This is a genomic window from Photobacterium sp. DNB22_13_2, assembly GCF_052873915.1.
In genome coordinates, this window is the sequence record NZ_JBNNXU010000011.1 from 81,286 (window position 1) to 102,780 (window position 21,495).

17 protein-coding genes are annotated in these 21,495 nt (G+C 51.9%); 10 read left to right on the forward strand and 7 right to left on the reverse strand.

The annotated features are described in order from the left end of the window. Positions 1-17 precede the first annotated feature (17 nt). A complete protein-coding gene (gene argC / locus ACVA58_RS16560) occupies positions 18-1,031 on the reverse strand; it encodes an N-acetyl-gamma-glutamyl-phosphate reductase (RefSeq protein WP_446511483.1) in 1,014 nt (337 codons plus the stop codon). A gap of 628 nt (positions 1,032-1,659) precedes the next feature. Here argC and ppc point away from each other — a divergent pair. After that, complete coding sequence (gene ppc / locus ACVA58_RS16565) at positions 1,660-4,290, forward strand: phosphoenolpyruvate carboxylase (protein ID WP_446511484.1); 2,631 nt, start codon at positions 1,660-1,662, stop codon at positions 4,288-4,290. A 410-nt stretch (positions 4,291-4,700) separates the two neighbouring features. Beyond that, a complete protein-coding gene (locus ACVA58_RS16570; protein WP_446511485.1) occupies positions 4,701-5,264 on the forward strand; it encodes a PadR family transcriptional regulator in 564 nt (187 codons plus the stop codon). A gap of 67 nt (positions 5,265-5,331) precedes the next feature. Here the strand turns inward: ACVA58_RS16570 and metF are convergent, their stop codons facing one another. From metF to ACVA58_RS16585, 3 genes are all read right to left on the reverse strand, one after another. Then, positions 5,332-6,222: a methylenetetrahydrofolate reductase gene (metF, locus tag ACVA58_RS16575; RefSeq protein ID WP_446511486.1), complete on the reverse strand. Its 891-nt coding sequence runs from the start codon at positions 6,220-6,222 to the stop codon at positions 5,332-5,334. 333 nt (positions 6,223-6,555) lie between these two features. Beyond that, positions 6,556-8,979: a bifunctional aspartate kinase/homoserine dehydrogenase II gene (locus ACVA58_RS16580; RefSeq protein ID WP_446511487.1), complete on the reverse strand. Its 2,424-nt coding sequence runs from the start codon at positions 8,977-8,979 to the stop codon at positions 6,556-6,558. Beyond that, positions 8,980-10,146, reverse strand: a complete 1,167-nt coding sequence (locus ACVA58_RS16585; protein WP_446511488.1) for an O-succinylhomoserine (thiol)-lyase — start codon at positions 10,144-10,146, stop codon at positions 8,980-8,982. A 177-nt stretch (positions 10,147-10,323) separates the two neighbouring features. On the opposite strand from ACVA58_RS16585, the gene metJ reads away from it, so the two are divergent. Further along, the gene (gene metJ / locus ACVA58_RS16590; protein ID WP_068330548.1) at positions 10,324-10,641 is read left to right on the forward strand and encodes a met regulon transcriptional regulator MetJ; all 318 of its coding nucleotides are present in this window, start codon (positions 10,324-10,326) and stop codon (positions 10,639-10,641) included. Positions 10,642-10,740: 99 nt separating this feature from the next. On the opposite strand, the gene ACVA58_RS16595 is transcribed toward metJ, so the two are convergent. Both ACVA58_RS16595 and rpmE read right to left on the reverse strand, forming a co-directional pair. After that, a complete protein-coding gene (locus ACVA58_RS16595) occupies positions 10,741-11,991 on the reverse strand; it encodes a malic enzyme-like NAD(P)-binding protein (protein WP_446511489.1) in 1,251 nt (416 codons plus the stop codon). A 295-nt stretch (positions 11,992-12,286) separates the two neighbouring features. Next, positions 12,287-12,499: a 50S ribosomal protein L31 gene (gene rpmE / locus ACVA58_RS16600; RefSeq protein ID WP_008988141.1), complete on the reverse strand. Its 213-nt coding sequence runs from the start codon at positions 12,497-12,499 to the stop codon at positions 12,287-12,289. 232 nt (positions 12,500-12,731) lie between these two features. Here rpmE and priA point away from each other — a divergent pair, with 232 nt between their 5' ends. The 7 genes from priA (at position 12,732) to rraA (ending at position 20,538) form a co-directional block, all read left to right on the forward strand. After that, positions 12,732-14,933 carry a primosomal protein N' gene (gene priA / locus ACVA58_RS16605; RefSeq protein WP_446511490.1) on the forward strand — a complete coding sequence of 734 codons (2,202 nt, stop codon included), beginning with the start codon at positions 12,732-12,734 and terminating at the stop codon, positions 14,931-14,933. Positions 14,934-15,105: 172 nt separating this feature from the next. Then, the gene (gene cytR, locus ACVA58_RS16610; RefSeq protein ID WP_446511491.1) at positions 15,106-16,110 is read left to right on the forward strand and encodes a DNA-binding transcriptional regulator CytR; all 1,005 of its coding nucleotides are present in this window, start codon (positions 15,106-15,108) and stop codon (positions 16,108-16,110) included. 149 nt (positions 16,111-16,259) lie between these two features. Further along, the gene (locus ACVA58_RS16615; protein WP_446511492.1) at positions 16,260-16,859 is read left to right on the forward strand and encodes an SPOR domain-containing protein; all 600 of its coding nucleotides are present in this window, start codon (positions 16,260-16,262) and stop codon (positions 16,857-16,859) included. Between the two features lie 134 nt (positions 16,860-16,993). Next, the gene (hslV, locus tag ACVA58_RS16620) at positions 16,994-17,518 is read left to right on the forward strand and encodes an ATP-dependent protease subunit HslV (RefSeq protein WP_446511493.1); all 525 of its coding nucleotides are present in this window, start codon (positions 16,994-16,996) and stop codon (positions 17,516-17,518) included. Between the two features lie 12 nt (positions 17,519-17,530). Beyond that, positions 17,531-18,862 (forward strand): HslU--HslV peptidase ATPase subunit, encoded by a 1,332-nt coding sequence (gene hslU, locus ACVA58_RS16625; protein ID WP_446511494.1) that lies wholly within the window; start codon positions 17,531-17,533, stop codon positions 18,860-18,862. 144 nt (positions 18,863-19,006) lie between these two features. After that, positions 19,007-19,918: a 1,4-dihydroxy-2-naphthoate polyprenyltransferase gene (locus ACVA58_RS16630; protein ID WP_446511495.1), complete on the forward strand. Its 912-nt coding sequence runs from the start codon at positions 19,007-19,009 to the stop codon at positions 19,916-19,918. A gap of 134 nt (positions 19,919-20,052) precedes the next feature. Further along, entirely contained in the window at positions 20,053-20,538 is a 486-nt protein-coding gene (rraA, locus tag ACVA58_RS16635; RefSeq protein WP_446511496.1) for a ribonuclease E activity regulator RraA, read from the forward strand. Positions 20,539-20,633: 95 nt separating this feature from the next. Here the strand turns inward: rraA and zapB are convergent, their stop codons facing one another. Continuing rightward, positions 20,634-20,876 carry a cell division protein ZapB gene (gene zapB / locus ACVA58_RS16640; protein WP_446511497.1) on the reverse strand — a complete coding sequence of 81 codons (243 nt, stop codon included), beginning with the start codon at positions 20,874-20,876 and terminating at the stop codon, positions 20,634-20,636. Positions 20,877-21,495: the final 619 nt, after the last annotated feature.

The following is a 21,495-nucleotide window of genomic DNA, read 5'->3' on the forward strand; positions in this document are numbered from 1 at the left end:
CGCGACTCTCCTAACCTTTATACCAACGCTGTAAGCTGAGGGAAACCATTTCGAATATTTATGCACTGCATCGCTTGCGATGATGCCCCTTTGAGCAGGTTATCAATCGCAGACGTTAAAATAATGTGTCCACCCTGTATCTGCCAACCGATATCACAGAAGCAAGTGTTAACGACACTCTGTAATTTAGCCGCTTGCTGGCCCAGTAAACGCACGGCATGCTTATCATCTTTCTCGCTATAGGCCATAACCATTGCTGCCTCGACCTGCTCAACCGTTACGCCATCGGCCAGTTTGGCCGTAATGGTGGCCAAGATACCGCGTTTAAAGTTGCCAAGGTGCGGGGTAAAAATCACCTCTTGACCGAGGTGAGCGGCGATCTCAGGCTGGTGACGATGGGTGAAGATGCCGTAAGCCTGCAGGCTGACTTCACAATAACTGTTGGTCATTGATGCCTTACGACCTGCACCTGACACACCACTTACTGCATTAATGACTGGCCATTGCTGCGTATCCAATAGCTGACTTTCAAGCAACGGTTTCAACGCCAGCTGTGAAGCCGTCGGATAACAGCCCGGTACAGCAATAAGCTGGGCGGTAGCGATAGCATCATGATTCCACTCAGCAAGGCCATAAACCGCTTGCTCTAGCCAAGCCGGGAACTGATGCTCGAAGCCATAATACTGGGTATAGAAGGTATCAGCCTGAACCCGAAACGCTCCCGACAAATCAAACACCTGGCAGCCGGACTCCAAAAATGTCGGGGCCAAGTCATGGCTTACTTCATGGGCTGTTGCTAATAGCACAATATCCCCTGCTTTCGCGACTTCAGCAGGTGCCACCAATGGCTGCAAGGGCATATCAACAATGCCCTTGAGTTGACCATGCAGATCACTAATAGGCTTGTTGGCATCCAGACTGTTGGCTGAAACATACAAGCTTGCCAAATTGAGATGCGGGTGCAGGTGTACCATTTTGGCCAGCTCTGCGCCGGTGTAGCCGCTGGCACCAATAATATGGGTGTTCAACATAATAAGTCCGTTTGTTTGATTTATGGGTATTTGGGGTATTGCTGACAGCAGGGCTGTCTCGGGATGGGGTGCGCAGAGGCACCAAGCGAAACTCAGCGTCGTCGGAGGGTGTGTTGTGATTGGCTAGTCGCTTGGTTCATGGGGCTTCGTACCTTTTTCAGTTACGTTACTTCAGTTTCGTTACAATTTTCGCTACCGTTCGGTTAACCGCTCTTGCTTGTTAACCATCACTCAACATGAATATTTTTATTCACATCTATTGAATTAATATGTTTTTACCGATATTTGTTACCGGTGTCAACTCTTGGTAGAGAAAAAATAATATTTTCGTCAGCTTCCTCACCTCGTCACCCTAGTGCCCTCTATATACTGCAGCACAAAGCACTAAACTGACCATAAAGCGCCTCCTTTCACGACATATTGCGCAACAAGCACGCAAGTTTTGTGCTTTATCGCACCATTTTAGTGACACTTTGTTACAACCCCAGTTTCATAACATGATAAGAATCAATGCACTGTCGTTTTCTTACTAGTTATGACGATCAATGTTGACCTCAAAGCCTGAACACGGCTAGATTGTTGTCTATTGAGTTAATTGGATGTAATAAATTTACGAGATGGATGCGATATGAACGAAAAGTACAGCGCGCTTAGAAGCAACGTCAGTATGCTCGGCCACATGCTGGGCACGACAATCAAGGATGCGCATGGTGAAGCGCTACTGGGTAAAGTAGAAGCCATCCGCAAACTGTCCAAATCTGCCCGCTCAGGTAACCAAGACGATCGAGCCAAGCTGATCGACGAGCTACAGAACCTGCCAGACGACCAGTTACTGCCTGTTGCCCGGGCCTTCAGCCAGTTCCTGAACCTGACCAATATTGCCGAGCAGTACCATACGGTGTCTCGCCATAGCGAAGAACATATCTGCAGCCCAGACTCTATCGATGCCCTGTTCGCCAAACTGGATGAACAAGACATCAGCCAATTCGATTCTATTCAGGCAGTTCGCGACCTTAATATTGATCTGGTACTGACAGCCCACCCGACGGAAATTGCCCGCCGCACCATGATCCACAAGCTGGTGCAGATCAACAAATGTCTCTCCAAGCTTGAGCTGAGCGAACTGTCAGCCAGCGAGCGCCAGCGTGTCGAACGCCGTCTAGAGCAGCTTATCGCCCAGGCATGGCACTCCGACGTGATCCGCAAACAGCGCCCGACCCCGCTCGATGAAGCCAAATGGGGCTTTGCAGTGGTTGAAAACTCGCTGTGGCACGCCGTACCAGAATTCCTGCGCCAGTTTGATGAGAAACTAACAGCCCATCTGGGTGAAAGGCTGCCAATTGATGCCGCACCTGTAACCTTCTCGTCATGGATGGGCGGTGACCGCGACGGTAACCCGTTCGTGACCTCTGAGGTAACCCGCGAAGTATTGTTACTGTCACGCTGGAAAGCGGCCGATCTCTACCTCCAGGATGTCAAGGAGCTGGTCAGCGAGCTGTCGATGGTCAAATGCAACGACGAGGTACGTGAGCTGGCTGGTGACGAACATGAACCGTACCGCGCCATCCTCAAGGATCTTCGCGCCAAGCTAACCAATACTCGTGATGTGCTTGATGCCAAAATTAAAGGGCTTGACGCTCCAAGCTTCGGGATCATTGATGATATCGAGCAACTGTGGGACCCGCTGTACGCCTGTTACCAATCACTCCATGATTGCGACATGGGGATCATTGCCGATGGCCTGCTGCTTGATGTTCTGCGCCGGATCAAGTGTTTCGGTGTACACCTGGTTCGCCTTGATATCCGTCAGGAAAGCACTCGCCACTCCAACGTCATTTCAGAGCTGACCCGCTACCTAGGCCTGGGTGACTACGATCAGTGGAGCGAGCAGGATAAAGTCGCTTTCCTTGTCCGTGAGCTGTCGTCCAAGCGTCCGCTGCTACCGCGCGACTGGGAACCTTCAGCCGAAGTCAAAGAAGTCATCGAGACCTGTAAGGCTATAGCCGACCAACCGCGTGAAGCGTTGGGCGCCTACGTGATTTCCATGGCCCGTACCGCATCCGATGTACTGGCTGTTCACCTGTTACTGCAAGAAGCCGGTTGCCCATTCCGGATGGATGTCTGCCCATTGTTCGAGACCCTAGAAGATCTCAACAATGCCGAGAGCGTGATCAAACAGTTGATGAGCATCGACTGGTACCGTGGCTACATTCAGAACCACCAGATGGTAATGATTGGCTATTCCGACTCAGCAAAAGATGCTGGCGTCATGGCGGCGGGCTGGGCTCAGTACCATGCAATGGAGTCTCTGGTTAACGTATGTGAAGAGGCTGCTGTTGAGCTGACTCTATTCCACGGCCGTGGCGGCTCTATCGGTCGTGGCGGCGCACCTGCCCACGCAGCACTTTTGTCACAACCACCACGCAGCCTGAAAGGCGGTTTGCGCGTTACCGAACAAGGCGAGATGATCCGCTTCAAACTGGGTCTGCCTGAAGTGGCGGTCAACAGCCTGAGCCTGTATGCCAGCGCGATCCTCGAAGCGAACCTGATGCCGCCACCACAGCCGAAGCAAGAATGGCGCGAGCTGATGGATGTCTTATCTGAAGTATCCTGTGACGCCTACCGCGATGTGGTACGTGGTAACGAGAAGTTTGTCCCGTACTTCCGCGCTGCAACCCCTGAGCTGGAGCTGGGCAAACTGCCTCTGGGCTCACGTCCTGCCAAGCGTAACCCGAAGGGTGGCGTGGAAAGCCTGCGTGCTATCCCGTGGATTTTCGCCTGGAGCCAGAACCGCTTGATCCTGCCAGCTTGGTTGGGTGCCGGTGAAGCGATCCAGTTCTCGATTGATAAAGGCCATGCCCCACAGCTGGAAGAGATGTGCCGTGAGTGGCCATTCTTCTCAACCCGCCTAGGGATGTTGGAAATGGTCTTCACCAAGACCAATATCGGCATTGCTGAATACTATGACCAGCGCCTGACTGAAAAGTCACTGTGGCCGACTGGCCAGAAACTTCGCGATCAGCTGCAGCAAGATATCAAGGCTGTACTGACCGTAGAAAACAGCGCCCACTTAATGGAGCAAAACCCATGGGGTGCCGAGTCTATCCGCCTGCGTAATATCTATGTCGAGCCGTTGAATATGCTTCAGGCCGAATTGCTATACCGTACCCGTCGACAGGAAACACCATCACCAATGCTGGAAGAGGCATTGATGGTAACGATTGCCGGTATCGCAACGGGTATGCGTAACACCGGTTAAGCAGCAAAAACAACAACCACAAAAAGCTACCGTTTACCGGTAGCTTTTTTTTTCGCTATTTTTAGTTTGCCTCATTATTGAGACAACCCCACAGATATGACGTTAACTAAAATAAAACTGCACGCAGTGAAACCATTTGATAGAAAACAATTTGCATCAAAGAACAAATACAATTTATCTCGCAATATATAGACCAGCATCACAAGACGGGCAATTGGTTGCACCAGTTTTCGTCGATATCTCGCTCTGATGTCGAAAAATAGCCCATTGATGTGTATGCTACGTGATCTCGATCAGGCACTGCAACAATACGATTATAAAAACGCCAATGAGCGATGGGTACGTTGCGGCCATTTTCGGCCATGCCAGTCGAGTTATTTTTTTATGTAGTATTTTAACGGATAGAAGAGATGTCACTACCACACGTTATTTTAACTGTGTTGAGTAACCGCGATGCCACTGGTTACGATATCACCAAAGAGTTTTCCCATAGTATTGGTTATTTCTGGAAAGCCAGCCACCAGCAAGTGTACCGCGAGCTGAACAAAATGGCCGGCAACGACCAAGTAACCTGTCAACTTGAGCCACAAGAAGGCAAACCTGATCGTAAGGTATATTCCATTACTGATCTGGGCCGTCAAGCACTGTTTGAATGGTTCCAAGAGCCTGCCCGCAACCCAACCATCCGCGATGAGTTTTCAGCCAAGCTGGTCGTTTGCGGTGTGTACAATTCAGAGCCTATGCAGCAGCAGCTCGAAGTGCTAATTGAAGAGTCGCATACCCTTATCAACCACTACAACGAAATGGAAAAAATCCATTTTGCTGATCACAAAAACCTCGATCGCCAATCCCGTCTTGACCGTCTAACCCTTCGCCGTGCGATCCACAATCGCCAGGCTTGGATTGACTGGGCCGAGGAAGTGCTGATCGAACTGAAAGACATGGACTCAGCGGGTAGCCCGGTTGCACTTTAAGCACTAACTACCAAACATAAAAAAGCCGCTTTATGCGGCTTTTCTTTTCTCTATGACCCGTCCTACATCAAGCTTGGGCACGCACTCCTAGCGTATGGCAAATTGCGTAGGTCAGCTCAGCACGGTTTAGGGTATAAAAGTGGAAATCTTTCACACCTTCACGGCTGAGTACCCGTACCATATCAATCGCGTTGCTAGCACCCAGCATCTGGCGGCTCAGCAAATCATCATCTAGCCCTTCATACTGCTTCTCAAGCCAGCCAGGGATCTTTACATTGTTGGCATCGGCAAAGCGCTTGGCTTGCTTCATATTGGATACAGGTAGGATGCCCGGTACGATTTCGACATCGATACCCGCCGCAACACAACGGTCGCGGAAACGCAGGTAGCTTTCGACATCAAAGAAAAACTGGGTAATCGCACGGCTGGCACCGGCATCAACCTTGCGCTTAAGGTTAATAAGATCCGCCTGGGCGCTTTTGGCTTCAGGATGGACTTCCGGATAGGCTGCAACCGATATATCAAAGTCGGCCTCCTTACGCAGTAATTCAACCAAGTCTGCCGCATACATATCGGGCTTGGTGCCCTGTTCAGGTAGATCACCGCGAAGGGCAACAATGTCACGGATACCATTATTCCAATAGTCACGGGCAATGGTGCGAAGCTCATCACGGGTTGCATCGATACAAGTCAGGTGTGGGGCAGCGATCAAGCCGGTCTGATCTTTGATGTCCTTGATAATTGAGTGAGTACGATCACGCTCACCCGAGTTAGCACCATAGGTTACCGAAACAAATTTAGGTTGCAGCTTCTTCAGGCGGTGAATGGAATTCCACAGCGTCTGCTCCATCTGCTCACTGCTTGGCGGAAAGAACTCGAATGAAACATTGATGTTGCCGTCAATGTCAGCAATATTCTGGTTCAGTGAATCCAGGTTGCTTGCGTGTGAATACCCCATAATCCTTTCCTTACTCTTGTTGGCTCGCGGCCACTCCCTAAACTGAGACATCAAAATAACCGTTTAGACGTCTATATGTCTACAGAATGTCTTGTAACCAATTTATTGTCAACATGATGATCATGAATAATTTTCAACTTCAAATTGCAATAACTTCAACATTCCCAGATAGCACAAAGCCCGCAATTAGCGGGCTTTAAGGCTATAGAACATTCCTGCAGAGATTTGAGCTGGCTGGATAGTTATCACTGGATTAATCCACCAAACAATCATCAATAGACCAGCATATAGCACTCACCAAACAACCAGTGATTTGCCCCCACATTGGAGGCATTACAGCATCGAAGCCAAACGGTTGATATCTGATAACAAGGCACCTGCCGTCACATCCCGGCCAGCCCCCGGTCCACGGATCACCAATGGGTTATCACGATACCAGTGGCTTTCGATGGCAAAAATATTATCACACGGTAACAAGTTGGCCAGGGCATGCTCGCGAGACAATGCCTCTATCCCTACAGCCGCCTTACCATGGCGATCCAAACGGGCGATGTAGCGAAGTACTTTCTCTTCTTTCTGGGCCTTGCGCAGCCGCTCGTGCAACAGCTCATCCAGCTCTGCTGCCTGCTCGAAGAAGTCATCCACACCAAGCGCTGCCAGCGAATCCGGTACCAAGGTTTCGACCTTGACCTGCTCGGGCTCAAGCGATAAACCAGATTCACGAGCCAAAATCACCAGCTTGCGCATCACATCACTGCCATCCAAATCATGGCGAGGATCCGGCTCGGTCAGGCCTTGCTGCCAAGCCAACTCGACCAGTTGTGAGAATGGCACCGAACCATCATATTGCTGGAACAACCAAGACAGGGTACCAGAGAAAATCCCCGACAAGGCGATGATCTCATCGCCGCTCTCACGTAAATCACGTACCGTGTGATTGACTGGCAGCCCAGCTCCAACCGTGGCGTTGTATAGCCAGAAGCGGCTGCTCTTGGCAAAGGCATCAATCACTTGGTGGTAATCCTCACCAGAGGCAGAACCTGCTACTTTATTGGCGGAAATCAAGTGCAGCCCTGACTCTGCCACCTGTGGATAGCGCGCAGCCAGTTCGCTGCTGGCCGTCACATCCAGCACCATCACATCATCATAGGTATTGTGGGCCAGTACCGACAGCCAATCACCATCGGTTTGGTTATATTCAACCGACTCATCATCAAACGCATTATGAGCTCGGCCGGCATCAATACCGTCAAAGTCAATCCAATGGCGACGGCTATCAACAATGCCGATCAAGGTAAAGCTCATACCGTGCCGCTTCTCCAGCGTCGCCTTCTCACTCTCAAACAACTCCAGCCAGCGACTCCCGATATTACCCTTGCCGCAGAGGACGAGGCCAATGCGTTTCTGAGCCTGGAACAAGCTCTGGTGGATCCCCTGGATCAAGCTATCGGTATCAGCCTTACGCAGCACAGCAACCAGACTCAAGCCCGATTCAGACTCGGCAATAAACTCCAGTGCATGGCCTTTGAGCTGTTGATAAAAACCGTAGCAATGGACAGCGTTGTTCACCACCCCGGCTCCTACTGCTGCAACCAGCGAGAAGCCTTCGCGCAAACGCAGCTCGGCAGCAATACCGCTGTCCTGCAGCTGGGCCAATACACTGTTCACGACCTCGGCCGTATAAGCCAGCTGAACGCGCCCTTTATCTGGCTCAAAACAGCTTGCTAGCGGCTGCAGCTGGGTACGCTGCAAGAATCGTTCTACGTCACTGGCAATCGGTGCAAAGTCATGAGCGCGGGTCACAGACAGCTCAATCAGGCACACCTCATCAAGTGAGGTAATGATCTTGGCACCACGTCCGGAGGCCAGTACCCTCTCGACCCGGGTCGAGCCTTGCTCCGGCTGATGACTGCAGCGAAGGGTCAAATCAATCGCACTTTGGGCGACGGGCTGTAAAGTACGGCTATGCAATACCGGCGCAGCCAAGCGAGCCAATTCACTGGCTTCATCAAGGCGTAGCAATGGCAACAGGCAGGCATCGGCAACCTTACGCGGATCGGCACTGTAGACCCCCGCAACATCACTCCAAATCGTTACCCGCTCAACATCGGCCAGCGCGCCAATCACCGTTGCCGAATAATCAGAGCCATTTCGCCCAAGCAATACGGTTTCGCCAACACCGTTCTGGGCCATGAAGCCAGTGATCACCACCCGCTGCTGGCTATATTGGGCCAGTTGCTCCTTGAGCAAAGGTCGGGACAGGGCTCGGTCCACTTCCGGCTGTGCCGAACGTTCTGTACGCAGGAAGCAACGTGAATCCAAGCTTGCTGCGGGCAATTGCAGCTTGCTCAACAAGGCGGCCAGCAAGCGGGCTGACCACAGCTCACCATGACCCAAGACCTTGGCTTGCTCGGCTTCATCCAGCGGTTTCTCCGCCAGGCTAGATAACTCGCCCAATTCCAGATGCAGTTGAGTCAGCAGCTCATCAGCTGCCTCGCCGTCCAACAACGACTCAATCAATGCTTGCTGAAAACTACGTAAGGACTGCAAAGCTTCATGGGCCTGGCGACCGTCTTTATCCAATAGTTCAAGCCATTCAATCAACCTGTTCGTGGTCTTGCCTGCCGCCGACACGACCACCAAATCGTTGTTGTTCGAATACTCCCGCAAAATATCTGCCACCCGCAGGTAGCACTCGGGATCAGCCAAGCTACTGCCGCCAAACTTATGCAGTTGGCGTGTAAAAGAAACGCTCATTTAAGCCACCTCCGCAGCTTTGCTGAAAGCCTGCTCAAGATCAGTAATCAAATCATTAGGATCCTCAAGGCCAACCGAGAGCCTCAATAGGGATGCCTTCAAACCTGCGTCAGCCTGGGCTTCATCCGACATCGCACGGTGCGTCATACTGACAGGGTGACAAATTAAGCTCTCGGTTCCGCCTAAAGATTCCGCCAATGAGAAACATTTTAGCTCACGGACAAACTCTTCCAACTGCGCCATGCTACCGGCAATCTCAAAACTCAGCATCGCGCCGAACCCCTTTTGTTGCTTCAGTGCAATGGCATGGCCCGGATGCGCCGGCTGGCTTGGGTGATAGATAACGTCAACCAATGGCTGTTGCTGCAAGTAAGCCAATATCTGGCGGCTGTTTTCCTCATGCATCCGCATTCTTGGTGCCAGTGTCCGCAATCCCCGTAACGTCATATAGGCATCAAATGGTGCCCCCGTTGCACCGATACAATTCGCCCACCAGGCAATCTCTTCCGCGTGCTCTTCGGTCTTGGAAATCAATACGCCACCAACTACATCCGAATGGCCGTTGATATATTTAGTCGTTGAATGAACAACAAAATCGGCGCCCAGGGCGATAGGCTGCTGGAGGATTGGTGACAGGAAAGTATTGTCGACAGCCACCAGCGCCCCGGCTTGCTTGGCCGCCGCGCAAATTTCTGCCACATCCACAATGCGCAATAGGGGGTTCGATGGGGTTTCAACCCAAATCAGCTTAGGCTGCAAGGCCAATGCTTCGGCGACCGCAGTCGGATCGGTCTGATCAATAAAACGGACCTTGAAATCACCCTTTGCTGCGCGGGTGTTGAACAATCGGTAAGTACCGCCATAACAATCGTGCGGGGCAATAATCAGATCCTCAGGGCCAACTAATGCTGAAGCAAGCAAGTTGATGGCCGCCGTACCGCAGTTGGTCACCACCGCGCCCGCGCCCCCCTCCAGTTCAGCCAACGCGTCAGCCAACGTGTTGCGGGTTGGGTTGCCAGAACGAGAGTAATCATATTGTGGCACCTCACCTAATTGCGAGAAGCTATAGGTTGAGGTTAAATAGAGAGGGGGAACCACAGCATTGTACTGGGTATCGGATTCGATGCCGGTGCGAACAGCGACGGTAGCTAGCTTCTTGTCACTCATAATTACTTTCCTTGTCAGGGCGGCCCTGCTGAATAACTTTTACGCAACAACATAACCACAAACGAAGAGGACGTCAATACTTCTGGACGTCTATATGTCTTTGCTTATGGCAGTAAATCCCGCTAAAATTCAGGCATACTATATTTCTTCACTTTTATATCGCTGAGAAGGTAAAAAATGGCAGAGTGGAATGGCGAATACATCAGCCCTTACGCGGAACACGGTAAGAAAAACGAGCAAGTCAAAAAAATTACAGTTTCGATTCCATTGAAGGTTCTGAAAATCCTGACAGATGAACGTACTCGTCGCCAGGTCAACAACTTGCGCCACGCCACCAACAGTGAATTACTGTGCGAGGCCTTCCTGCATGCCTATACTGGCCAGCCACTACCGACCGACGACGATATCCGTAAGGACCGTCCGGACGATCTTCCTGCCGAAGCCAAGGCCCTGATGGAAGAAATGGGGATCACATACGAAGATATCAACGAATAAGCATCCAAGTAGACTGCTACGCATAATGCCAGCAGTTTATGACGATAAAAAAACCAGCCATATGGCTGGTTTTTTTGTATGCGATACAACTTGCAGGAATTACTTCGCTTCCATATAACCGACAGGCATATCGATTCGCGCAACGCCCGAGTCTACCGCCGCTTGGGCTACAGCCTTGGCAACACGTGGCAACAAACGTGGGTCCATCGGTTTAGGGATAATGTATTCTGTACCAAATTCAAGCTTGTCGGCACCTGCCGCCGCAACCACTTCTGCGGGAACAGGCTCTTTTGCCAGTGAGCGAATAGCGTCAACGGCAGCGAGCTTCATCTCGTCATTGATTTCGCTCGCGCGAACATCCAATGCCCCACGGAAGATAAACGGGAAGCAGATAACATTGTTTACCTGGTTCGGGTAGTCCGAGCGGCCAGTACCCATGATCAAATCATCGCGAACGGCATGAGCCAGCTCAGGCTTGATTTCAGGATCCGGGTTAGAACACGCAAAGACCACTGGCTTATCGGCCATCAGTTTCAGCGCTTCCGGTGCCAACAGATCGGGACCCGATACGCCGACAAAAATATCCGCACCTTCAATCACATCTTCCAGCGTACGCTTGTCAGTGTTGTTGGCAAACAGCTGCTTGTATTCGTTGATATCGTCACGGCGGGTGTGGATCACGCCCTTGCGGTCAAGCATGTAGATCTTCTCGCGCTGGGCACCACACTTAATCAGCAGTTCCATACACGCTACAGCCGCAGCACCAGCACCCAAACAGACAATCACCGCTTCGTTGATGTTCTTGCCTTGCAACTCAAGCGCATTAAGCATACCCGCCGCAGTGACAATCGCCGTACCGTGCTGATCATCGTGGAACACCGGTACATGACAACGCTCGATCAGACGTTTTTCGATTTCGAAACAGTCCGGTGCCTTGATATCTTCCAGGTTGATCCCGCCAAACGTATCAGCAATGTTCGCCACCGTGTCGACAAACTCATCGATAGTACGGTGCTTCACTTCGATATCTATCGAGTCCAGGCCAGCAAAGCGTTTGAACAGCAGAGCTTTACCTTCCATAACAGGTTTTGACGCCAATGGGCCCAAGTTACCCAAGCCAAGGATAGCGGTACCATTGGTGATCACCGCGACCATGTTGCCTTTACCGGTGTACTTGTAGACATTCTCTGCGTTTTGCGCAATTTCGCGCACGGGCTCAGCCACACCAGGGCTGTAGGCTAGCGCCAGATCTTCTACTGTATTAGCCGGCTTGGTGAGCTCAACGGCGATTTTGCCTGGTACGGGATAAGCATGGTAGTGAAGGGCCTGTTGGCGAAAATCTTCAGACATAGTGTTCGAAATCCTGACTTGGGTAATTTTATTTTAGAATTTGGACATAGATCATATTCTATGGCAGCACAAAATCCTAGCACCGAACATCTGGTCGATCCAATGATTCCCAGACTGAATAGCCGAGTTTGGTGGGGAATATAGCGTGTTAGGCGATGACTAGAGGATAGATCGCCAACATTGCTGGCAACAGGATGCAGATAGGGATTAAAGCGGACGAAACTATGGCATAAAAAATGGACATAAAAAAAGGGATGCTTGCGCATCCCCTTTTTCGACATTCATCTGGCAATTATTACTTGCTAGAAAGCGCACCGAAACGCTTGTTGAATTTGTCGATACGGCCACCAGAGCTAACCTGACGCTGCTTACCAGTGTAGAAAGGGTGACACTTGTCGCATACATCTAGGTTGATGTCTTTACCCATAGTAGAGTTAAATACGAAAGTGTTGCCGCAAGAACAACGAGCGTTTACTGCAGTGTACTCTGGGTGAATACCTTGTTTCATGGGATAACCTCAAAAGTAAGGCCGTGTCGCTCTCCCGATCCAAAGCCGGGCACCACACGCGTTAATAAATATACGTAACGGCTGAACTGCCAATACGCCAAATTAGGCGGCGTATAGTAATCAATCAAGCAGTTCAGATCAACCAATATGCGCCTTTTTTCGCCGCTTTGCTGCCCGAGGCTGGGCAAGGTACACTTCTCTATCTTAGTACATGCGGATTTAGCGGTTATATATGACGCCCAACATTGCCCGAGTGGCCCTTCCTGTTCCCCTGGACAAGCAATTTGATTATCTGGTCAAGCCCGGCCAGCAGCCTGCTATCGGTGGGCGGGTCAAAGTGCCGTTCGGGCGCCAGCAGTTAGTTGGGATCGTGATGGCCCTTACAGACTCGTCTGATTTTCCTCTAAACCAGCTCAAGCCGATCTACAGCGTACTTGACCACTCGCCACTGTGGGAACCGAGCCTGTTCAAGCTATTGAACTGGGCCAGCCAATATTACCAATATCCGCTTGGCGATACGCTGGCCAATGCGATGCCAACCTATTTGCGCAAAGGCCGTGAGGCTTCTCCCTCAACGCTGAAGATGTGGCAGTTGACCGACGCGGGGCAAAACCAGCCATTGTCGGCCCTCAAGCGTGCACCGCGCCAAGTTCAGGCCTTGACGATGCTGCGTCAGGGAGCCTTGAGCCATGAAGCCCTGCTTGCCGAAGAAGTCAGCAGTGCCACATTGAAAGCCTTGGCCGAAAAAGGATGGATTGAAGCGCTCAAGCAAACACCGGCACTGCGACACTGGCAGTCACAATTTGCGGTCACAGAGGAGAAGCCCCGCCTCAACGAGGAACAAGCCCTGGCGATTGCCAGTGTCAACGCCAACCCGGATTTCGGCTGCTATCTGCTAGAAGGTGTCACCGGTTCAGGCAAGACCGAGGTCTACCTCAACCTGCTTGAACCCGTATTGGCAGCCGGCAAGCAGGCGTTGATCCTAGTACCGGAAATCGGCCTGACCCCACAAACCATCAACCGCTTCCGCCGCCGCTTCAATGTGCCTTTGGAAACAATCCACTCCGGACTCAACGACACCGAGCGGCTGTCAGCCTGGCTTGCCGGACGGGACAACCAAGCAGGGATCATCATCGGCACTCGATCGGCCCTGTTCACCCCGTTTGCCAACCTCGGCATTATCATTGTCGACGAGGAGCATGACGCCTCCTACAAGCAGCAGGACAGCCTGCGTTACCATGCCCGGGATCTGGCCGTGATGCGTGCCAGCCAAGCCAATATCCCGATCGTGCTCGGCTCCGCGACCCCGGCACTGGAAACGCTGCACAACGCCAAGAGTGGCAAGTACCACCACCTTATTTTGTCACGCCGAGCTGGCACCGCCCAAGCAGCCCGCCATGGTGTGCTGGACGTCAAAGGGCAGTATCTGGAGGCGGGGTTATCTGCCCCATTGATCGCCAGGATGCGCCAGCACCTCGAGGCCGGAAACCAGGTCATGCTGTTTCTCAACCGCCGTGGGTTCGCCCCGGCGGTGATCTGCCACGACTGTGGCTGGCTGGCCGAGTGCAAGCGCTGTGACGCCTATTACACCTTCCATCAGCAAAGCGGTGAGCTACGCTGCCACCACTGTGCCACCCAGCGTCCGATGATGCACCAGTGCGGCCAGTGTGGTTCGACCCAGCTCAATGCGGTGGGTGTTGGTACCGAACAGCTCGAACAACAACTCGAGATGCTATTTCCGAGTTACAGGACCGTGCGTATCGACCGTGACAGTACCCGCCGGAAGGGTAGTCTTGAGAATTACCTCGAGGCCATTCGCAATAACGAATACCAGATATTGATTGGCACCCAGATGCTGGCCAAGGGACACCATTTCCCCGATGTCACCCTCGTCGCCCTGCTTGACGTCGACAGTGCATTATTCAGTAACGATTTCCGGGCCAGCGAGCGCTTGGCCCAACTGTTTATCCAAGTCGCCGGCCGTGCGGGACGGGCCAGTAAGCCCGGAGAAGTAGTGCTCCAAACCCATCACCCCGAGCATGGCCTGCTCCAGGCCCTGCTCTACAAGGGCTACGATCATTTCGCCTCGGGGGCCCTGAGCGAGAGAAAGCAGTCATGGCTGCCGCCATTCACCTATTTGGCCCTACTCCGGGCCGAGGCCAACCAAAGTGAACTGGTCGAGCAGTTTCTGCAGCAAGTGAGAGGGATTTTCGAAACCAGCCCCGTTGCTAGCCAAGAGACCATGGTGATGGGGCCCAACCCAGCTCCGCTGTCCCGCCGGGCGGGTCGATATCGCTGGCAATTGCTGCTACAAGCACCGAGCCGCAGGGCTTTACAGCAGTGGCTGTCTGTCGCTAAGCCAGCTATCGCTTTGCTTCCTCTGGCCAAGAAAATCCGCTGGTCGATTGATGTCGAACCGCAGGATTTAACTTAAAATGAACAATGCGACATATGTCACATATTGGATGTAATTTATGCTGTTTAAAGCATGTTTAATCCCCGGAAGACAGCCTACAATAACAAGCTCGCTGGCTCAGGTATCGGCCGTTTTGGCCATGATCCTCCAGCGGCAAGAGAGAGAAAAATAATAGAGAGGAATCTTAACTATGGCGACAATGAAGGATGTTGCCCAGCTCGCCGGCGTCTCGACGGCCACGGTCTCCCGTGCCCTGATGAACCCGGAAAAAGTGTCAGCCTCGACCCGAAAAAAGGTCGAACAGGCTGTCATGGATGCTGGCTATTCACCCAATTCACTGGCTAGGAATTTACGTCGCAACGAATCAAAAACTATCGTCACTATCGTACCCGACATCTGTGATCCCTATTTCACCGAGATCATCCGAGGAATCGAAGAAGCGGCGATGGAGCATGGCTACTTGGTCCTGCTTGGCGACAGCGGGCAGCAGAAAACCCGTGAAAACTCGTTTGTTAACCTAGTATTCACCAAACAAGCCGACGGTATGTTGCTACTCGGCACCGACCTACCCTTTGATGTCAGCAAACCTGAGCAAAAGAACCTGCCGCCTATGGTTATGGCGTGTGAATTTGCCCCGGAGCTCGAGCTGCCAACCGTCCATATCGACAACCTTACCGCAGCCTTCGAGGCCGTCAACTACCTGACTCAAATGGGACATAAACGCATAGCCCAAGTCACCGGGCCCGACAATGCAGCCTTATGCCAGTTCCGATCTCAGGGTTACCAGCAGGCACTGCGTCGAGCTGGGGTTGAGCTCAACCCCGCGTATACAGTCAAGAGCGATTTCAGCTTTGCCGGCGGTGCCCGTGCGGTCACCTCCCTATTGTCGCTACCCGAGCCTCCAACAGCATTGCTATGTCACAACGATGTGATGGCGATCGGAGCCATGCAGCAAGCCAAGCGTCTTGGCTTCCGAGTGCCACAAGATCTGTCTATTGTCGGTTTCGATGATATCCAGTTTGCTGAATACTGCGATCCACCGCTAACCACAGTATCCCAGCCACGCTACGAGATCGGACGTCAATCGATGATGATGCTGCTCGATATCCTCAAGGGTAAGGACATTGCCTCTGGCTCACGTCTGCTTGACGCCAAGCTGGTGATCCGCGAAAGTGCCGCGCCACCTGCCAACTAAATCGGCTGACAGCATTTTTTTGACTCAACCTCACAAAACCTATGCCTTACGGTGCAACCTAAATGCCAGGATGTATCGTAAGGTCTGGTCAGAGCTGGCGCAAATTTGTACCATAGGTTTATTCAACTCACCTTATACTGATTGACACTGTGGCTACCAAAGATTACGTCAAACGCGGCAGAGCCGCCGCCAAGAAACCCCGAGGCAACCGCAATCAAGCCCCAAGTAATGGCTTCCCGTTCAAATGGGCAGCTATCGCCCTATGCTTGGTTGGGACCTTAGGCTATGGGCTGTATTACCTGTCTGCCAACCCGGCACCACAACCCCAGCAACCCACCAGCCCGCCAGCAACCAAGCCCGAGCCGGTCAAGCCGGTAAGACCGAAAACGGAAGTCGTGACGCCGCCAAAAGCTACCAAGCCTCTGCCACCGAAGCCGGAAGAGAAGTGGCGCTATATTGAAGAGCTGGAAAACAAAGAAGTACAGGTCGATGCCAAGAAAGAGCAAGCCCCTACCAAGCCATACTTAATGCAGTGCGGCGCCTACCGCAGCCAGAGTCAGGCCGAGCAACGTAAGGCCATGATTGCTTTCCAGGGATTGACCAGCCAAATCAAGGTCAGCCAAGGTGAAAAAGGCAACTGGTATCGGGTAGTACTCGGTCCTTACCCACAAAAACGCAAGGCCGAGAGCGATCGCAACCAGCTGCGCCGAGCCGGTATTGAGCCTTGTGCCATCTGGTTCTGGGAATAGCCCAGAGACATATTAAAAGAGGATGCCAATGGCATCCTTTTTTTTTCCCCCTTGAAACTTTTCCCAGCCGACCCCAGATCTGCACTATATCGAGACCGGCATAATGGCCGGAGCAGACCAAAAGAGGTAAGACCGTGACAACTATCGTATCTGTTCGTCGAAACGGTAAAGTCGTTATCGCAGGTGATGGCCAGGTGTCCCTAGGCAACACCGTCATGAAAGGTAACGCCCGCAAAGTGCGCCGTTTATACAACAACAAAGTTCTGGCTGGCTTTGCCGGCGGCACAGCGGACGCCTTCACCCTATTCGAACGTTTCGAGCGCAAGCTGGAAATGCACCAAGGCCACTTGCTAAAAGCAGCGGTGGAACTGGCAAAAGACTGGCGTACCGACCGTATGCTACGCAAACTGGAAGCCCTATTGGCTGTCGCGGATGAAACCGGCTCGTTGATCATCACCGGTAACGGTGATGTGGTTCAACCAGAAAACGACCTGATTGCGATTGGCTCAGGCGGCAACTTCGCCCAGGCGGCTGCAACCGCACTGCTGGAGAACACCGACCTCAGCGCCCGTGAAATCGCCGAGAAATCGCTGGCCATTGCCGGTGATATTTGCGTCTTCACCAACCAGTTCCACACTATTGAAGAGCTTGAAGAATAATAAGGAAGGGCTATGTCTGATATGACTCCTCGCGAAATCGTCCATGAGCTTGACCGCCATATCATCGGTCAGGACAAAGCCAAGCGTGCAGTGGCTATTGCCCTGCGTAACCGCTGGCGCCGCATGCAGCTACCTGAAGAGCTGCGCGTTGAAGTAACCCCGAAAAATATCCTGATGATCGGCCCGACCGGTGTGGGTAAAACAGAAATCGCCCGTCGCCTGGCAAAACTGGCCAATGCACCGTTCATCAAGGTCGAAGCGACTAAGTTCACCGAAGTCGGCTACGTGGGTAAAGAAGTCGAAACCATTATCCGCGACCTGACGGATGTGGCGATAAAAATGACCCACCAGCAGGCAACCGAAAAAGTCCGCTTCCGAGCTGAAGAGCTGGCCGAAGACCGTATCCTCGACATCCTGCTGCCACCGGCACGCGACGCCTGGGGACAGAACGAAGAAGCCGACAACAGTTCATCGGCGCGTCAGTCATTCCGCAAAAAACTGCGTGAAGGCAAACTGGACGACAAAGAAATCGAAATTGATGTCGCCGCCTCGCAGATGGGTGTCGAGATCATGGCACCTCCTGGCATGGAAGAGATGACCAACCAGCTTCAGGGCATGTTCCAGAATCTGGCGGGTAACACTACCAATAAGCGCAAGATGAAAATCAAGGACGCGATGAAAGCCGCGACCGAGGAAGAAGCCGCAAAACTGGTCAACCAGGAAGAGCTCAAAGAGCAGGCGATTTTTGCTGTCGAGAATAACGGTATCGTATTCCTCGATGAAATCGACAAGATCTGTAAGCGTGGCGACACCTCTGGCCCTGATGTGTCTCGCGAAGGGGTTCAGCGTGACCTGCTTCCGCTGGTAGAAGGCAGCACAGTATCAACAAAGCACGGTATGGTCCGTACCGACCACATCCTGTTTGTTGCCTCTGGCGCATTCCAAGTCGCCAAGCCTTCAGATCTTATCCCTGAGCTGCAAGGCCGCCTGCCGATCCGTGTTGAGCTTGAAGCACTGACCAGCAACGATTTCAAACGTATCCTGACCGAGCCTAATGCCTCGTTGACCGAGCAGTACAAAGCCTTGATGGCGACCGAATCGGTTAACATTGATTTTGACGAGAGCGGTATCGACAAGCTGGCAGAAGCCGCATGGCAGGTGAACGAACGTACCGAAAACATCGGAGCACGACGTCTGCACACCGTCATGGAGCGCCTGATGGAAGAATTGTCTTACGATGCCTCGGAAAAATCCGGCGACCAGATCGTGATCGACGATACCTATGTCACTTCACGTCTTGGCGAGCTGGTTGAAGACGAAGATCTGAGCCGCTTTATCCTGTAATTCGGCATTCACTTATCCTATCAAACGGTACTCTACAGGGTGCCGTTTTTTTGTTCTCAAACAAACAAAGTGGCGATAAAGTTGCCCCCTGCTACAGTTACGCCATAATAAGCACCTACTTGTTTACCGGTTTAAGATCACATTATGAAATCATCTTCTCTCGCAATTTGGCTCGATGCGGCAAGGCCGAAGACCCTGCCCTTAGCCATCGCCTCAATTATTTGTGGCAGTGCAGTAGCAGGATGGCAAGGAAGTTTCTCCGCAGTCATTGCAGGCCTCGCCCTGCTGACCGCACTGTTATTGCAAATACTCTCCAACCTCGCCAATGACTACGGTGATGCCGTTAAAGGCACAGATAACGACCAGCGACTGGGCCCCCAGCGTGCTATCCAATCCGGCATGGTCACTCAGTCAGCGATGCGCAAGGCGATGGTCCTCAACATCATCCTGACCGCAGTCAGCGGCCTGAGCCTGATCTTTATCGCCACCAATAACCTGCAGGATATGGTCGGTTTCATGCTGCTCGGCCTGATGGCCATTGCCGCCTCGATTGCCTACACCGTCGGCAACAAACCCTATGGCTACCGGGGTTTAGGCGATCTGTCGGTATTGATGTTCTTCGGCTGGCTGGGCGTGGCTGGCACCTATTACCTGCAAGCAGGACAAATTGATTCAATCATCATGCTACCGGCAACCGCTTGTGGCCTGCTGGCGGTAGGTGTACTCAATATCAACAATCTGCGTGATATCGACAACGATCGCGAATGTGGAAAGCTGACACTGGCAGTACGCATGGGACCAGAATGGGGCCGTAAATACCACTTGTTCCTACTTTTTGGCAGCGTACTCTGCCTCGCCTTGTTTGCCTTGCTAGAGCTGCACTCTCCGTTTGGTTGGTTATTTATCCTCAGCGCCCCGCTACTGTTTAAGCACGGTAAGCAGGTGCTGCAATCAGCTGACGGTGCCGCGCTACGCCCAATGATGGCCACTATGGTCAAATGTGCATTGCTCACCAACTTGTTGTTCGCCGCTGGCGTAGTGCTGGCTGCTGCCTAATTAACCTTAAGTTGAGCAGGGATATATCCTTGTACGAAGGCTAAACAACTGGTTATACTTTCAACAAGTTAAGATTGGCCGCTGCTACCAGTGGCCAACCAACCCTTTTCAATTGCCACAGAAGAAGCACGCTTATGGAATACAATACGTCCGAGTTATGCGATATCTATCTCGACAAAGTTGACGTCGTCGAACCCATGTTCAGCTCCTATGGCGGTCGTAGCTCCTTCGGCGGCCAGGTTACCACGGTTAAATGCTTCGAAGATTGCGGGCTGATCCGCTCCGCCCTGCAAGAAACAGGGGCTGGCCGGGTATTGCTGGTTGATGGCGGCGGCTCTCTGCGCCGGGCGTTGATCGATGCCGAACTTGCCCAGTTAGCCGTCGAGAACGAGTGGGAAGGGTTGATCATTTATGGCTGTGTCCGCCACGTTGATGATCTCGACGAACTGGATATCGGTATTCAGGCCATGGCCTCGATTCCCGTAGGGGCCGATGAAAACGGTATCGGCGAGATGGATGTTGCGGTCAATTTTGGTGGGGTCACCTTCCTGCCAGAAGATCATATCTATGCCGATAATACCGGGGTGATCCTCTCCCCCGAACCGCTCGATATCGACTAGCCAACAGCAACTAGTTACTCCCATAAAAAAACAGAGCCAATCGGCTCTGTTTTTTCTTGCACGGCAGGCTCATTGACTGCCTGGCAACAATACGTTTATTCAACGTGTTCCATCTTACCCAATAGCGCACGTACGCGCTCTTGCCATGCCTCGTGGTCATGACGCAGTTTGCTGTTCTCTTGCTCAAGCTCTTCGCGGTTAGAACGCAATGCTTGCGCTTCGCCCGCCAGGCCATTATTTGTTTCTTTTAGTTCTTCAATTTCCATCTGTAGTAGGGAAATTGTATCAACAGCCATTTGTACTTTGGCTTCCAGCTTTTCGAACATTTCTAATGACATATTGTCCACCTGTATTCAGCCTATCTATTTGCCCTAACCGTTAAGGCAACGTTCCACAGGCACGTTTACGATTGATTATCACCTATTCTAACGAGGCTACCGCCTTCTGACATCTACAAATACCATGCTTTTTAGCAAATGGGGAAATTTTGCACGAATTTCATCAAATCCTTGCTTTCCATGCGCTTGCTACACCGTCCAAATGTAACGCCAAGAAGATTGGCAAAAGAAATGAGCAAGCCGTGCAAAAATCATTCGGCTTCGCAGCCAAATGCGTAGAATTGCGATCAAACTCTATTTTAATGCACCGACAGCGTGCTAATTTTTATCTTGATCGTATCTCTCTTGGAAAAATCCAAGAATTTGCCCCTCTGGCACATCCGACCTTTTCAGGTCGGATTTTTTATACCAAAAACAAACACATACCTTCGAAACTCCTATTTCCACCTCGCCAACAATTAAGCAACTTGTAGCAATGGGAAAATTCCCCGCAAAATGGCAACCGTTTGCGCGAACGCGCAAAAAACAAATTCATTCTATGCTCGAACGCACACTTTTCGTTCGGTCCAATTTTATTCTTGGTAGATTCGAGTACATTAGCCACACATAAATACAAAAA

Excerpts from the sequence above, each read along its gene's own strand:
- metF (WP_446511486.1), bottom strand. The coding sequence starts at position 6,222 with ATGGGGTATTCACACGCAAGCAACCTGGATTCACTGAACCAGAATATT.
- metJ (WP_068330548.1), top strand. The coding sequence starts at position 10,324 with ATGGCAGAGTGGAATGGCGAATACATCAGCCCTTACGCGGAACACGGT.
- hslU (WP_446511494.1), top strand. The coding sequence starts at position 17,531 with ATGTCTGATATGACTCCTCGCGAAATCGTCCATGAGCTTGACCGCCAT.
- argC (WP_446511483.1), bottom strand. The coding sequence starts at position 1,031 with ATGTTGAACACCCATATTATTGGTGCCAGCGGCTACACCGGCGCAGAG.
- ACVA58_RS16570 (WP_446511485.1), top strand. The coding sequence starts at position 4,701 with ATGTCACTACCACACGTTATTTTAACTGTGTTGAGTAACCGCGATGCC.
- ACVA58_RS16585 (WP_446511488.1), bottom strand. The coding sequence starts at position 10,146 with ATGAGTGACAAGAAGCTAGCTACCGTCGCTGTTCGCACCGGCATCGAA.
- priA (WP_446511490.1), top strand. The coding sequence starts at position 12,732 with ATGACGCCCAACATTGCCCGAGTGGCCCTTCCTGTTCCCCTGGACAAG.
- rpmE (WP_008988141.1), bottom strand. The coding sequence starts at position 12,499 with ATGAAACAAGGTATTCACCCAGAGTACACTGCAGTAAACGCTCGTTGT.
- zapB (WP_446511497.1), bottom strand. The coding sequence starts at position 20,876 with ATGTCATTAGAAATGTTCGAAAAGCTGGAAGCCAAAGTACAAATGGCT.
- ACVA58_RS16580 (WP_446511487.1), bottom strand. The coding sequence starts at position 8,979 with ATGAGCGTTTCTTTTACACGCCAACTGCATAAGTTTGGCGGCAGTAGC.
- cytR (WP_446511491.1), top strand. The coding sequence starts at position 15,106 with ATGGCGACAATGAAGGATGTTGCCCAGCTCGCCGGCGTCTCGACGGCC.
- ppc (WP_446511484.1), top strand. The coding sequence starts at position 1,660 with ATGAACGAAAAGTACAGCGCGCTTAGAAGCAACGTCAGTATGCTCGGC.
- ACVA58_RS16630 (WP_446511495.1), top strand. The coding sequence starts at position 19,007 with ATGAAATCATCTTCTCTCGCAATTTGGCTCGATGCGGCAAGGCCGAAG.
- rraA (WP_446511496.1), top strand. The coding sequence starts at position 20,053 with ATGGAATACAATACGTCCGAGTTATGCGATATCTATCTCGACAAAGTT.
- ACVA58_RS16595 (WP_446511489.1), bottom strand. The coding sequence starts at position 11,991 with ATGTCTGAAGATTTTCGCCAACAGGCCCTTCACTACCATGCTTATCCC.